The sequence below is a fragment of the Leptospira chreensis genome (assembly GCF_016919165.1).
GTDB classification, from domain to species: domain Bacteria; phylum Spirochaetota; class Leptospiria; order Leptospirales; family Leptospiraceae; genus Leptospira_A; species Leptospira_A chreensis.
The window spans coordinates 45,292-58,811 of the sequence record NZ_JAFFPS010000064.1 but is presented as its reverse complement, the minus strand read 5'-3'; the positions used below and the strand labels follow the sequence as shown (position 1 = coordinate 58,811).

Genomic DNA, 13,520 nt, shown 5'->3' with positions numbered 1-13,520 from the left:
GGTCGTTCACTATTTGCCTCCTTTGAGTTTGGATTTAGCATCTTCCGAGATACTATCATCCAAAGGTGGCATTTGAGTTACCTTTTGGAATAACTGTTTGGATTTTTCTTTATCACCGGATGCCTCTGTAGCAAGTGCTAGGTGGTATAGATTTTCTTTGAGTAGAAGGCCTTTGGGATATTTTTTTATAAAATTAGAAAAATGTGTGATGGCACTGGGATAGTCTTTGGCTTTGAAACTAGATTTACCCATGTAAAAAAAAGAATTTTCCACAAACTGTTCTTCTTCTTGGGTCACTGAATCGGTCCTTTCGGAAACGGTTTTAAAAAGATCAATGGCATCGGCATACTTTCCCGCGTTCATAAAAGTAGAGGCTTTGTCATATAGAGAAAGGATGGAATTTGGATCTACGCTGGATGTGGAATTCTGCGCGGGAACTGCCATGGTTTTTAGCATTTCTTGCAGTTTGCCTGATTGGGCTCCCGGCTCTGGTTTATAAACTAACTCTTGTATGGTGAGAGGGAAAGGAGTCTTTTTACGAGCCAGGTCAACCAATTGTTTGGCACGATCTAAATACATTCCGTCAGGATAATGTTGTAAATACTTTTCAAAGGCATAGGCGGCATGTTCAAAATTGCCATTTTTGTAATAAACTTCAGCCACGTTCATCAGTTCAAAGGCCGGGTTTTTGGCTTCCCCTTGTCCGAGGATTTCCCTAACCTGCCTGTGGACTTGGCGGAGCTGGCTCGAGAAAACTTTTAGCATTTTGATGATTAAATGGGTTTTGTCAGATACGAATTTTTCGAATTCTGGGACTTTAAAAACAAGAACTGTAGCGGCTCCAATGACTTGTGCCGTTTCTTCTCGGGGGTAACGACCGATGGCACTCTTAACTCCGAAAAACTCACCGAGTTTTACATCCTCTTTCAGCTCCACACCGTTGATATTCGTGTAAGTTAGTACAACACGACCTTTTTGTAGTACAAAGATATCCTCCGCCTTGTCTTTCTCGAAGTAGACGATGGAACCTCCTTTGTAATTACGAACTATGGGACCTGACAACTCATGCCTCGCTTGCGCTTCATTTTCAAAAATTAGGTAAAAAAGCCAAACTCTTTTTGTAACCGACACTGTCAGAAACTTGTTTCAAGAGTTTTTTTGGTGAACCAGCTACCAATTTAGTTTTACCATCAATGGATAATTCTTCTGTTTCTAAACCGAAATGGAGAAAGAGTGACTTGTATTCTATGGACCCATAAATGGGATACCCATCAATCACAACTAGATCAATGTGTTTCCAGGATAGTTCTGATACATTGACTTCGTTTGCATTTTTATCGTCGTTTACTATAAGTAAATCGGCAGAAAGGCCAGGCATCAGTGCATCAGGATTTCCTAATCTAAATGCTTTTCTTGGATTTTCTGTAATCATTTTGAGTAATGTGGATTCTTCTAATTCTTCCCCATACAATCCGAAGTAGATGGACTTTGCTGTTTTTAATTCCTCAAGTAAATGAACAGATCCGCTGGGAGAATAATCCGTCCCCAAACATACGTTAACTCCCATATCTAAAAAGAGTTTGATATTAGTTGTTTTTCCAAAGATATGAAGATTCGAGGTAGGGCACCATACAACGGAGGCACCTTTATCTAGGATTTTTTCGACTTCTTTTTGTCCAAAGGGTAAACAGTGAACGAGTACAGAATGTTCGCCAAGGGCATCCATTTTTTCCAGAACGCGAAGGGATTGTTTTGAATCATCATCAACTCCTTCTGCCAGATGGGTTACAAAGGGGAGTCCTGCATGTTCGGCCATTCGGTATTCTAAGGCCGGCCCTTCACCCCAACCCAAACTATAATTTCCTACGGAGTGAGCGATCGTATAATCAGAAATCAGTTTTACAGGTAAAATTCCTCGGAATGGATTTTGTACATGATGGGGGATATGATCAAAGACCGTTGTGACACCAGCAAAAAGATTTTTATAACCACCCAGATAGTATAGAACTTCTGGATCGATTTGTTGGCGTTCGGCAAAAACCCCAGAACTTTTATAAAGATTATCATAAGACAACCAGGACTGGTGTTTTTCTGTACCTCCCACTTTGGGTAAGTAACTTGCGAGTAGGTGGTCATGGGAATTGATAAAACCAGGATAGAGTTTTTTCCCTTGGAGAGAGATTGTTAGATTTTCACTACTCGGTGTGATCTTCGGTTCAATGGCAGAAATTTTTTCGCCGTTCACAAGGAGATCATTTGTTTCTAACTTCCCGTTTCTATATACCGAACCGGATTGGAAGAGGATGGAATTTGCCATTAGATGCCTCTCTCCAAAATTCGTTCGGGATTCAAACTGAGTTTTTGTTTGTTCATTTGGAAGTAGAGGCCTTTGTCTTTGGTTAAAATTCCCAATCTATCTTTTGATTTCACTTGTTGGCCTTCTGTCACTTGGATTCTTTCCAAGTTTCCATATACGGAATACAATCCGTTTTGGTGTTCTAAAATCACAAAGTTTTCATACCCATCCATATAATCTACATGCACCACTTTTCCGGGAAGGCTTGCTCTGACGAGAGAGGAGACACCTCTTTGGAATTGGATTCCTTTGTGCGGGTCATAGGTGAGTTCGGAAAATTTTTTTGCGATCCTTTCTCTTTGCACCAAAGGATGAGCTGGTTTTTCCGGGAGAACTGATTCCGGGATCACGGTTATCTTTTCCTCTCCCTTAGGAATCCGAAGAACTTCCCTTTCGTATAAATTTTCTTTGGTGGTGCGGCCATTTAACTTGGCTAAGGTTTCGGGGGCTATTTTGAATTTTCTAGCAATTCCAAACCAGGAATCACCTTTCGTGACCCGGTAGGAGGAGGGGATTTCTTGTTTTGGCGTTTGTTTGGAGTGAAGCGGAAATAGGAGAAGGAATCCCCAAAAAAATAGAATGTATCGAAGACTTCGCATCCGGTAACCCTTCTAAATGTATCGACATGTCTCAAGGAGAGGGCAATAAAAAAGGCGGGTGAACCCGCCTTTTCCAAAATCCAAGGACTGAACGAAGAGTGATTATTCTTCGTCGGACGACTTGTTGACTTTGTATTTCTTCATGAGCTCGTCCGCTACGTTTCTTGGAACAGGAGCATACTTGGCAAATTCCATTGCAAACTCTGCTTTTCCTTGAGTAGAGGAACGAAGCACTGTGGAGTAACCGAACATATCAGCAAGAGGAACTTCCGCTTCGATCTTCGCATAACCGTTTTCTTCGGTTGTGTTTAGGATCATACCACGTCTTTGGTTGACTGATGCAAGGATCGCTCCTTGGAATTCAGTAGGACCTTCTACTTCCACTCTCATGATAGGCTCGAGAATGATCGGAGCTGCTTTACCGAATCCTTGGCGGAAACCGTAACGAGCACCAATTTGGAATGCCATATCTGATGAATCCACATCATGGTAAGCACCGTCATTGATCACACAACGAACTCCAATGATAGGGAATCCAATGAGGGATCCTCTTTCTAAACAAGAACGGAAACCTTTATCACAAGATCCGATGTATTCGCGAGGGATGGATCCACCCACGATTTTATCTACGAATTCGTAATTTTTGCCTTCTTCTTGTGGGATTGGTTCGATAAAACCAGCCACACGAGAGAACTGACCTTGACCACCCGTTTGTTTTTTGTGGGTATAATCAAATTCTGCAGATTTAGTAATCGTTTCACGATACGCAACCTGTGGTGCCCCAGTGACGAGATCCACACCATATTCACGTTTCATACGTTCGATATAAACTTCTAAGTGAAGTTCCCCCATCCCTTTGATGATGGTTTGACCAGACTCTTTATCGATTTCTGTTTGAAAGGTAGGATCTTCCTTAGTGAAACGGTTGAGTGCCTTCGCAAGGTTTGGAAGTTGTTTTGATTCTTTACATTCAATCGTAAGGGAGATTACTGGGTTTGGAACAAACATGGACTCCAAAGTCACTTTTGCTTTTCCATCAGTGAAAGTATCCCCGGAAGCACAATCAATACCGAATAGAGCTACGATATCTCCAGCTTCTGCTTTCGAAATATCTTCCATATCGTTTGAGTGCATACGAACGAGACGTCCAATGTTATGGCGTTTGTTGTTAGAAGAGTTGTAGATCGTCATACCTTTTTCGAGTCTACCTTGGTAAACACGAACATAAGTTAACTGACCATAACGACCATCTTCAAGTTTGAATGCGAGACAAACCAATGGTTTTTCTGGATCTGATTCTAAACTGAATTCGTTTTCTTCGTTTCCGATTTCTTTAGCTTTGTTATCAACATCATAAGGAGAAGCAAGGTAATCTGCAACTCCGTCCAGAAGTCTTTGAACTCCTTTGTTTTTGAAAGCAGAACCCATAAATACAGGAACAAATTTAAGAGCTAGAACGCCGCGACGGATTGCTTCTTTCACACGTGCTTCAGAAGGAGTTCCTTCTAATAACTCTTCAGTAAGTTCATCACTGAAAAGTGAAACTGCATCAAGAAGAGCTTCGCGTTTTTCGTTTGCTTGGTCTTTTAATTCATCAGGGATATCGGTGATTCTGATGTCTTGACCGTTTGGACCTTCGAAGTAATAAGCTTTCATTTCGACAAGGTCAACAATCCCTTTCAGATCATTTTCCAAACCGATAGGAAGTTGAACCGCATGTGCATTTAGGAAAAGTTTTTCACGAAGTTGTTCGATGACTCTCCAAGGGTTAGCACCTGTACGGTCTAGTTTATTGATAAAAGCAACACGTGGAACGTTGTAACGTTTCATCTGACGGTCAACAGTGATGGATTGTGACTGAACGCCCGCAACCCCACAAAGAACCATAATCGCAGAGTCAAGGACACGCAAAGAACGTTCTACTTCAATCGTGAAGTCAACGTGGCCCGGAGTATCGATGATGTTGATGGAGATGTCTTTCCAAGTAGCATAAGTTGCTGCTGATTGGATAGTGATCCCTCTTTCTCTTTCGAGATCCATACTGTCCATAGTAGCACCCACACCGTCTTTACCACGAACTTCGTGAATGGCATGGATTTTGTTCGTATAAAATAAAATACGTTCGGTAAGTGTTGTCTTTCCAGAGTCAATGTGTGCAGAGATTCCGATGTTACGGATTCTGTCCAATTTAGGGTCGCGTTTTGTTTCTGTCGCAGAGGTCATATTTTCCTCAAAATAATGGTTAAAGTTGAATTGATTCTACCAAAATCTGAAATGGACGGCGTTTGTAAAGTACTTGGGATTTTTGGTCAAAGGGAAAATCCTGGAGAAAGTAGAGATTAGGGGAATATGCCACTAGCACGTTTCAGTCGATTTTTTCGAACATTGTCTTTTGCCCGAGTGGTCTGTCTCGGTTTTTTTGCCGCCATCCTTGTCGGCTCCATTGCTCTCTATGTTTCGGAAGAAGGAGAACTCTCTTATGTGGATAGTTTTTATCTTTCTGCCTCCTCTATTTGTGTGACAGGGCTTTCTCCGGTTCCCCTTTCCGGACTCAATCCATCCACCCATTGGATTATGCTTTTTCTCATCCAACTTGGTGGTCTTGGAATCATCAGTTTTACGGTAATCGTCGGATTTCTCATTACCCAAGGAATTTCCAGGAACGCTCGTTTTAAGGCCTTTGTGGGTGCCGCCATTGATACCCAGGCCGAAACCGAATCGCTTGATACCAATGAAGTGAATCGGATGTTACTCTCCATTATCAATATTTCCTTTTCTCTTGAGATTTTAGGTGCGATTGGACTTTACCTTCATATGCCGGATGGAGTGGAAGGGGGAAACACTCGTTGGTTTTTTTCCCTCTTTACGGCTGTCTCTTCCTTTAACAACGCTGGTTTTTCCGTCACGGATGATTTGAGTGCCTTACGTTTGGATCCCTTTTCATTGTACATTGTTTCCGGTCTTGTGATTTTTGGAGGGATTGGATTTCCCGTGATCATTCTTTTGGAAAAGTTTCTTCTTACTGTTTTTGTTCGGATTGCCTACCGAATTGAAGTGATGGCAGAAACTCTGATGATGGAAAAGGCATTAAAAACAGGAAATGTTCCCAGGCTTTTATTACTTCCGGCCCAGGTTTCTGCGTTTTTAGAAAATCGTATCGGAGATTATAACAAACATTTGCGGGGGGAAACCACAAGGATCCAATCCAAAGTCCTTGTTTATGGATCTTCTGCCTTGTTACTGTTTGGTTTTATTGGGATTTATTTTTTAGAAAGATCAAACCCACATACCTTTCATGGAATGGCTCTTGTTGATAAAATCTCCAATGCCTTTTTTATGTCTGTCTGTTCTCGTACTGCCGGGTTTTCTACTATGGATCTTGGCCACCTAAATGATGCCACTGTGATCATCATTACCGTTCTTATGTTTATTGGTGGGGGTCCACAAGGTACTGCAGGTGGTATTAAGATCACCACCTTTGTATTGTTACTTGCCTATTTGAAAAACGTGATCCAACCCTCAAAACCGGTCATGTTATTTGGAGAAATAGTATCCAAAAATTCGGTCGCCGTTGCCATTCGTGTTTACTTTCTTGCCACCATTGCTTTGGCGTTTATCTTTATATTTCTTGGAATTTTGGACCAAAACCAACATTCTTTGCATGTCATTTTCTTTGAACTCATCTCTTCTTTTTCCACAGTTGGTTTTAGTTTGAATCTTACTTCCCAACTGGGCGATGTCGAAAAGTTGTTTTATGCCGCAGTGATGTATGTGGGTCGGGTGGGAATTTTCACTGTTCTCATTGCTGCCACCGGTCACTCAGGGGTTCCTAAAATGGGAACCATTGACGATGGTGTGAAAATCCAAGTCGGTTAGAATGGACATAAAAATCAGTTTTAGTATTTTGAGGATAGGGAAGAGTTGGTATTTGTGAAATTACGCATTCGGGATTTATTGTTTTTGCCTTGGATGGCGCCGGTTTTAACCCCTCCGGAACTGGAATTTGAGAAACAAAAAGATTCTCGAAAAAAAGCCCTATTTCAAATAGATTCCCGATTGGAATCCGTTGAACTTCTTTTGACAAACGAAAAATGGGAAGATGCAAAACTTCTATTTCGCCAACTCGCTTATGATTTAGTTAATTTTCAATTATTAAGAACAGGGCAGAAAGAGATTCCCGTTGGGGGAAACCTTGCTGGTTTTTCCATTCCAGAGTCGGAAAAAAAATCGAAGCCATTCCGGTTTTTAGAATCATGGGAAAGACTTTCGGAACTCAATGGAAAGGAACTGGACGAAATTTTAACTTTTGCGATTGATACTTATGAATTTCTTTTGAAAGAGTCTAAAAAAGAATTTAACTCGCGTTTAACGACACCTCTCGATACCTTTCGTTGGTTTCGAAAGGTTCGCATCGGAATCATCGGTATTGTATTCTCTTTTAGTATTATTGGTTATATCTATTACCAATACAAATTTCCAGTATTGAAAGACCAAACCATCAAATTGTATACCTTCAAAAGTAAGGAAAAACCGGAAACTTCAGAATCAAGGGTTATTGCATTGCCTGTCTTAAAAAAAGACATTGGTAATTGGGTGGATTATGAATTTCCTCTTAATGAATCTATGTCTTTCTTTGGTGGACTTAGGATTGATCCTTTAGAGCAGAGAGGAATTCGTTTTGTTTTGGATCAAATCAGCGTTTTTGATTCCAAAGGAAAAGAAATTTATTCTAAAAAAATAGTAGTGAGTCCTAATTTGTTGCCAGAAGACTACCAAGATTTTTTGAAAATTGTGGATATCAAAACTGCCGGCAAACAATCACCAGGTGAAACTGTGGAAATGATCACAACAGGATCCGATCCTCAAATCCAATTGGTTTTCCCAACCATAAAGGATGCAAAATCGATTAAATTGAAAATGAAATACATTGAAGCCTATAAAGTGAAGAAAAAATGATCTACCTATATCTCAAATTAATGCGAGTTCCCCAGTGGGTGAAAAACGTAATCCTGTTTGCAGGGTTGATTTTTTCTAAAAAAATCTTTGAACTTCCTTCGTTAACAAAAGTTTGTTTGGCTTTTATTTGTTTTTCCCTAGTTGCCAGTTGCCAATATGTGTTTAACGATTTTTTAGACCAAAAAGAAGACGCAACTCACCCAGAGAAAAAAAATAGACCACTAGCGAGTGGGGAACTCGATTCAGGGATTGCTTTGGCGATTACCGGTGTGATTTTACCTGTGGCACTCATTGGTGCGTACAAATTGTCTCCAGTTTTCTTTTACCTTACTATCTTTTACCTCCTTTTCAATATGTTGTATAGCAAAGTCCTGAAACATATTGTGATTCTGGATGTGATGAGTATCTCCATTGGATTTGTTTTACGTGCCATTGCAGGTGCTGTTGTCATCGGAGTGGAATTTTCTCATTGGTTATTACTTTGTACTTTTATGTTGGCTCTCTTTTGGGGATTTTCCAAACGTAGGGGAGAGATCAATATCCTAAAAACCGATGCGGGCAAACATAGAAAGATCTTAGAAGAGTATTCGATTGAGTTTTTGGATTTGATGATGGCTGTTGTTGCGACACTCACTCTTGTGAGTTATGTGATGTATACGGTAAGTCCGGAAACAGCAAAAAGTTTAGGAACTCCTTATATGGTCTATACAGTTCCCATTGTTGTCTATGCTATCTTTCGTTCGTTATACATCATCTATATCAAGAACATGGGTCATAACCCGACCAAAGCCATCCTCACAGATGTGAGTGTTCTTGTTTCTGGGTTTATTTGGTTAGCTCTCATCTTATTTTTGATGTTTGGGAACTTATCCGGTCAACCACCAGTCTTACATTAGAGACTATGAAAATCTGGAAGCAGTTACCGTATGGATGGAAGGTGGTCTTCGCCTTTGTTTTCTTTTTTTCGACCACCCTTTGTTTTGCTTACTTTAAGGGAAGGGACACACGTCCCGGGGTTCCGATTGAAATCTTGGCCACCACTCCCACAGAAGCCAATTCCTGGAAAGGCCACCCGAAAGTGGTATATTTTTGGGCCACTTGGTGCACCATCTGTAAGGCCTATGCTCCCATTCTCGAAGCCAATTTAACCTTTTTACCCAAGTCCACCATCTTCCTTTCTGTCCTCGAAGCCGAGGATTCGGAAGAAACCAAAGAAATTATGGCAAAGCTAACCCCCGATGCCAAACATCCCATCTATTCTGCCGACTACCGAATTTTAAAAGAATGGCGAATTTCTGCCTACCCCACGACGGTTTTTCTAAATGCTGAGGGTAGGGTTGTATTTTCTGATACAGGAATCTTAAGTCCGATTGGATTTTGGCTCCGTACTTTTCTTTTGCGCTTTTTCTAATCTGTCGATGATATAACATGGATTCTTCCTTTAAACCCAAACCGCTTTTGAACAAGTCGGAACTCCGACAAATCAAACGCAGTAAAACTCGGGTCGAAGGAAAGAAGGTCATCACCGATGACGTAAAAAAACTCAAGTCCCTCAAAGTTACACCGGAACTGAGTTTCCAGGAGTCCATCGATTACTACAAAGAACCCATCTGGATCGAATACTACATTCCTAAAGAATCTCGCTTTGCTTTCGAAACCAAATATCTTTTTATCTTACTTGTAGATCCAAAAATCACAAACGATCCAAGCGACGCGGAAAGAAAACGTGCCTCTGCCAATCGTGAAATTGTAGATGTCTTTGCTTATATGGAATCCCATCCCGAAGCCATAAGACTGATTGAAGACTCGTATCATTCTACGATTTCGATGCATGAAACAGTCCATCATATCTTCAAAGCCTATAAAGAAACAGGGGCAACAGAAGATTTAAAAACGGCCTGTTATTTGACAGAAGCACTATTGAAATACGAACCTACCATTGCAGGTCTTACTTACTTTCGCGACTATGTGATTTATAACTTAAATTTTTTCATTCGCACTTTGAATCGTTTGAAGATTGAATTTGCCTTGGAAGATGCGACTGTATCGCTACTTATCAAACGCCGAAATGAACTTTGGGAATTAGAACATAAAGAAGAAGACGAAGATTTTGATTTACTCGCAGCTCTCTTTTTTGAACAGGCTTTCCCGAACCGAGGAGCCGGTGAACTTTCTAGTGATGATATGTTGCTCTTTGAATGAGTTTGTTTGTTACAAAAACCAATCAAATAAATTTAATAGATTTTGAATTTGTGGGAAGGATTGTTTTTTCTTTAAGATTGTAGTTTCTGTTAACTGCATGGCGATGGGAATTTGTTTTTCTTGGAAAGTAAAACTGAGTTTGGATACGGAATTTGAAGTTTCCTTCCAGCCATGGAACTCTTTTGATTCTTCGGAAAGTGGAAAAGAATGAAGTAAAACATTCCAAAAATCGGACTGGGAAACAAGAACTTCAGAGATGGTTCCAATCCCTGTTTTTAAATCCCTATAGAGATGTTCCTTCATAAAGTCTTTGATTCCAATGGATAAAAACTGTTTTTCTCTTTTGAGTTTGGAAAGTTCCGGAATTACCGTTCTTGGATCTAAGACATCCCAATCCAAAATGAGAAAATGACAAGGCCCTGTTTGGATTCTTTTAAAAAGAAATTCCATACTTCCTTCTGTGAAAACCGTTTGGCCCATTGCTTTTAGAAATACTGACAGATGTTTGTCGAATATGGGGTTTTTTGTGTAAACCACCCATGTCAATTTTGACAATCCTAAAGGATTTGTTGGTAGAGTATTGATTTCGGAATATGGTTTTTCCCAAAGTAGGGAGACACCAATGTTTTTATAAATTTCTTTTTCTTCTTTTGTAAAACTACCGCATAATATGGGTTCAATGCTCCAATCTAGTAATTCTTTTGTAATCTCTGGACTTGGTTTGGAGAAAAGATGAATGGAATCCGGATGGTCTTTCCAAGTTTTCTGTGTACATTCTTTTACGACGAATCCCTGTACTTGTAACCATGCGGTGATCAGATTTTTTTCCGCGTCGGGAACTTGTGTCAAAACAGCACCGAATAGAGAGTCCATTACGATTGTATTTTAGTTGACCCCCTAGGCTTGAAAGTCATTTTAAAAAGCATCTCCGATGAAGCTCCTCAAGCGATACGCCAACCGTAGGCTCTATGATCCAGAAACCAGTTCCACCATCACTTTAGAAGATGTGGCCAAGATGATCATTGGAGGAGAAGAAATCAAAGTCCAAGACAATATGACGGGAGAAGACATCACTCCTAAAATTTTAGGACAGACCTTTCTCAAAGTCAGCTTGGGGCAAAGAAACGAAGATTTTTCTAACTTTATGTTAACCTCTCTGATCAGAGAAACGGGACGGGATGTTTCGGGACTTTTCGAACGTTTGATTCTTGGAGGGATTGGTGCCAACTACCTGACCTCGGAACGATTGGAGAAAATTGTCACTTCCATGGTACAACTTGGGGAATTGCAGGAAGCAGACTTTAGCAATTATCGCGAAGATCTCCTGCGCAAAATGGCTTCTAGGGCCAGCGAGAAAAAGGAACAAATCCAAAGGGATTTGGAAAAATTCAGCCAGTCCATTTTGGAAGAAGACAAAGCCACCCTCGGCGATCTTTCCGAAAAATTAAAAGAAGTCGCAGAAAAATTAAAAGAAAATTAACAGAAATCGGTTAGAATGGCCACCCCGTGAGGTCGTTTAGAATGATTCGAATATTTAGCCGGTATTTCATTTTCCTTTTGCTGTTTTTGCGGAGAGTGAAGAGCGATTTTTTGAGATCCAACGTGCACGTCTTTCCTCTTCCAATCTAATGGAAGTTCGGGATGCAATAGACCAACTTACCTTCGTTAAATCTAATCAAGGAATCCGGGATATCATTTCCGCTATGGAAGGATCTCCCAATTTTCCAACAAGCCCTGGAAATGCACCGGCTGTAAAATTTTATGCAGCCAAGGCTTTGGGAATCAAAGGAGAGAAACTTGCGATTCCTCATTTGATCAAAACCTACCAAAAGGAATCTGCCAATATTTTAGAACACAATCCTCCGAAAACGAGGACCTGGAAGGATGGTGTGGCCGATAGCACTTCCCTTTCGAGTCCTTACTTCTATGAGGATGGAGAAATTCCGATGGCACTTGCTTGTGGAGAGATTTTGCGGGCTTTGGGTTCTTTGCCTTTAACTTCCGAATCGGAATCCACTATCAAATCGGCTCTCGTTAGTCCCAATTTTTATTTGCGAAGTTCTGCTGCCGATGCCCTCTATCTTTCTCGTAAAAAAGAGTCTTTGCCTAGTTTGGTTGAGGCACTTGGTAAGGAATCAGTTCCGTATGCAAAAATTTCCATTCTATCTGCGGTAGTGGGACTCGAACGATTGCCCAATCAAAACTACAAAGCCGTTTTGGAATCATTGACAGACAAAGACCCACAAGTCCGGGCCAAAGCTTCCGATGCCCTCCGCCGATTGGACTTTCGGATTTCGGCACCTTACTTAGAAAAGGTGATTCAGTCTGAAAATGATTCTAAAGTTTTAACACAAATGAAATCTGATTACCAATTTCTCATTTCTCTTCATACTCCGTAAGTTTTCTTAATTTTCATTGTGGACAAATCCGCTTTTTCTCCTAAAATGTGACAGAGCGGAGAAATTATGAAAATAAATAGCATTCTAGAAGCCATCGGAAATACACCTCACGTACGATTGTCGCGACTTTTTGGAACTGATCATGAAGTTTATATGAAACTCGAAAGACAAAATCCTGGTGGATCCATCAAAGACCGGATTGCTCTTGCAATGATCGAAGAAGCTGAGAAATCAGGAAAATTAAAAAAGGATTCTTTTATCGTCGAACCAACTTCAGGGAATACTGGAATTGGTCTTGCTATGGTAGCAGCTGTTAAAGGGTATGCTATCACTCTGGTGATGCCAGAACATATGTCTGTGGAAAGAAGACGGATTATGGCAGCTTACGGTGCTAAGTTTGAACTCACACCAAGGGAAAAAGGGATGCCGGGTGCTATTGCCAAAGCACAAGAAATTGTTGCTGCCAATCCTAACGCATGGATGCCACAACAGTTCGAAAACGAAGCGAACATTGCTGTTCATAGAGAAAAAACTGCGGAAGAAATTGCAAAAGATTTTCCAGAAGGTTTGGACTACATCATTACTGGAGTGGGTACAGGTGGTCATATCACTGGATGTGCGGAAAATCTAAAGAAGAGATTTCCTAAACTCAAAGTATTTGCTGTAGAACCAGAAGGATCTCCTGTTCTTAGCGGTGGAAAACCTGGTCCTCACCCATTACAGGGAATTGGAGCGGGATTCATTCCTAAAAACTGTAAAACAGAACTTTTGGATGGAATCATCACTGTGGGTAAAGACGAAGCCTTCACTATGGCTGTTCTTGCTGCAAAAAAAGAAGGAATCTTTATTGGAACTTCTTCCGGTGCAAGCCTTGCTGCCGTTTCTAAAAAACTAAAAGAAATTCCTGCAGGTTCTAAGGTTCTTACTTTCTGTTATGATACAGGAGAAAGATATTTATCTGTTGAAGGTTTGTTCGTTTAGAAGGATCTACAGATCACCAAACTATTA

The 13,520-nt window shown here is 40.6% G+C and carries 13 protein-coding genes; 8 read left to right on the top strand and 5 right to left on the bottom strand.

Annotated features, from left to right (window positions below):
• Nucleotides 1-9: 9 nt before the first annotated feature.
• The 4 genes from JWG41_RS17285 to fusA all read right to left on the bottom strand — a co-directional run bounded on the left by JWG41_RS17285 (nucleotide 10) and on the right by fusA (nucleotide 5,178).
• Complete coding sequence (locus tag JWG41_RS17285; protein ID WP_205271061.1) at nucleotides 10-1,062, bottom strand: tetratricopeptide repeat protein; 1,053 nt, start codon at nucleotides 1,060-1,062, stop codon at nucleotides 10-12.
• A gap of 25 nt (nucleotides 1,063-1,087) precedes the next feature.
• Entirely contained in the window at nucleotides 1,088-2,317 is a 1,230-nt protein-coding gene (locus tag JWG41_RS17280) for an amidohydrolase family protein (protein ID WP_205271060.1), read from the bottom strand.
• Entirely contained in the window at nucleotides 2,317-2,955 is a 639-nt protein-coding gene (locus JWG41_RS17275; RefSeq protein WP_205271059.1) for an LIC_10271 family cell wall hydrolase, read from the bottom strand. Before JWG41_RS17275 ends, JWG41_RS17280 begins: the two co-directional genes overlap by 1 nt.
• Before the next feature lie 102 nt (nucleotides 2,956-3,057).
• Nucleotides 3,058-5,178, bottom strand: coding sequence for an elongation factor G (fusA, locus tag JWG41_RS17270; protein ID WP_205271058.1), 2,121 nt, complete (start codon nucleotides 5,176-5,178; stop codon nucleotides 3,058-3,060).
• 126 nt (nucleotides 5,179-5,304) lie between these two features.
• Here fusA and JWG41_RS17265 point away from each other — a divergent pair, with 126 nt between their 5' ends.
• Genes JWG41_RS17265 through JWG41_RS17245 form a run of 5 tightly spaced genes read left to right on the top strand, consistent with a single transcriptional unit; the run spans nucleotide 5,305 to nucleotide 10,113 of the window.
• Nucleotides 5,305-6,831 (top strand): TrkH family potassium uptake protein, encoded by a 1,527-nt coding sequence (locus JWG41_RS17265; protein WP_205271057.1) that lies wholly within the window; start codon nucleotides 5,305-5,307, stop codon nucleotides 6,829-6,831.
• Nucleotides 6,832-6,885: 54 nt separating this feature from the next.
• Complete coding sequence (locus JWG41_RS17260) at nucleotides 6,886-7,911, top strand: hypothetical protein (RefSeq protein ID WP_332461310.1); 1,026 nt, start codon at nucleotides 6,886-6,888, stop codon at nucleotides 7,909-7,911.
• A complete protein-coding gene (locus JWG41_RS17255) occupies nucleotides 7,908-8,807 on the top strand; it encodes a decaprenyl-phosphate phosphoribosyltransferase (protein WP_205271055.1) in 900 nt (299 codons plus the stop codon). The genes JWG41_RS17260 and JWG41_RS17255 overlap by 4 nt, the downstream gene beginning before the upstream one ends.
• 5 nt (nucleotides 8,808-8,812) lie before the next feature.
• Nucleotides 8,813-9,322 carry a TlpA family protein disulfide reductase gene (locus tag JWG41_RS17250; protein WP_205271054.1) on the top strand — a complete coding sequence of 170 codons (510 nt, stop codon included), beginning with the start codon at nucleotides 8,813-8,815 and terminating at the stop codon, nucleotides 9,320-9,322.
• Nucleotides 9,323-9,339: 17 nt separating this feature from the next.
• Nucleotides 9,340-10,113: a hypothetical protein gene (locus tag JWG41_RS17245; protein ID WP_205271053.1), complete on the top strand. Its 774-nt coding sequence runs from the start codon at nucleotides 9,340-9,342 to the stop codon at nucleotides 10,111-10,113.
• Nucleotides 10,114-10,122: 9 nt separating this feature from the next.
• Here the strand turns inward: JWG41_RS17245 and JWG41_RS17240 are convergent, their stop codons facing one another.
• Entirely contained in the window at nucleotides 10,123-10,986 is an 864-nt protein-coding gene (locus JWG41_RS17240) for a hypothetical protein (RefSeq protein WP_205271052.1), read from the bottom strand.
• Between the two features lie 58 nt (nucleotides 10,987-11,044).
• Between JWG41_RS17240 and JWG41_RS17235 the strand changes: the two genes are divergently transcribed.
• The 3 genes from JWG41_RS17235 to cysK all read left to right on the top strand — a co-directional run bounded on the left by JWG41_RS17235 (nucleotide 11,045) and on the right by cysK (nucleotide 13,493).
• Entirely contained in the window at nucleotides 11,045-11,593 is a 549-nt protein-coding gene (locus tag JWG41_RS17235; protein ID WP_205271051.1) for a polyhydroxyalkanoate synthesis regulator DNA-binding domain-containing protein, read from the top strand.
• A 202-nt stretch (nucleotides 11,594-11,795) separates the two neighbouring features.
• A complete protein-coding gene (locus tag JWG41_RS17230) occupies nucleotides 11,796-12,512 on the top strand; it encodes a HEAT repeat domain-containing protein (protein ID WP_205271130.1) in 717 nt (238 codons plus the stop codon).
• Between the two features lie 66 nt (nucleotides 12,513-12,578).
• On the top strand, nucleotides 12,579-13,493 hold the full coding sequence (gene cysK, locus JWG41_RS17225) for a cysteine synthase A (RefSeq protein WP_002972008.1): 915 nt from the start codon (nucleotides 12,579-12,581) through the stop codon (nucleotides 13,491-13,493).
• Nucleotides 13,494-13,520 lie beyond the last annotated feature (27 nt).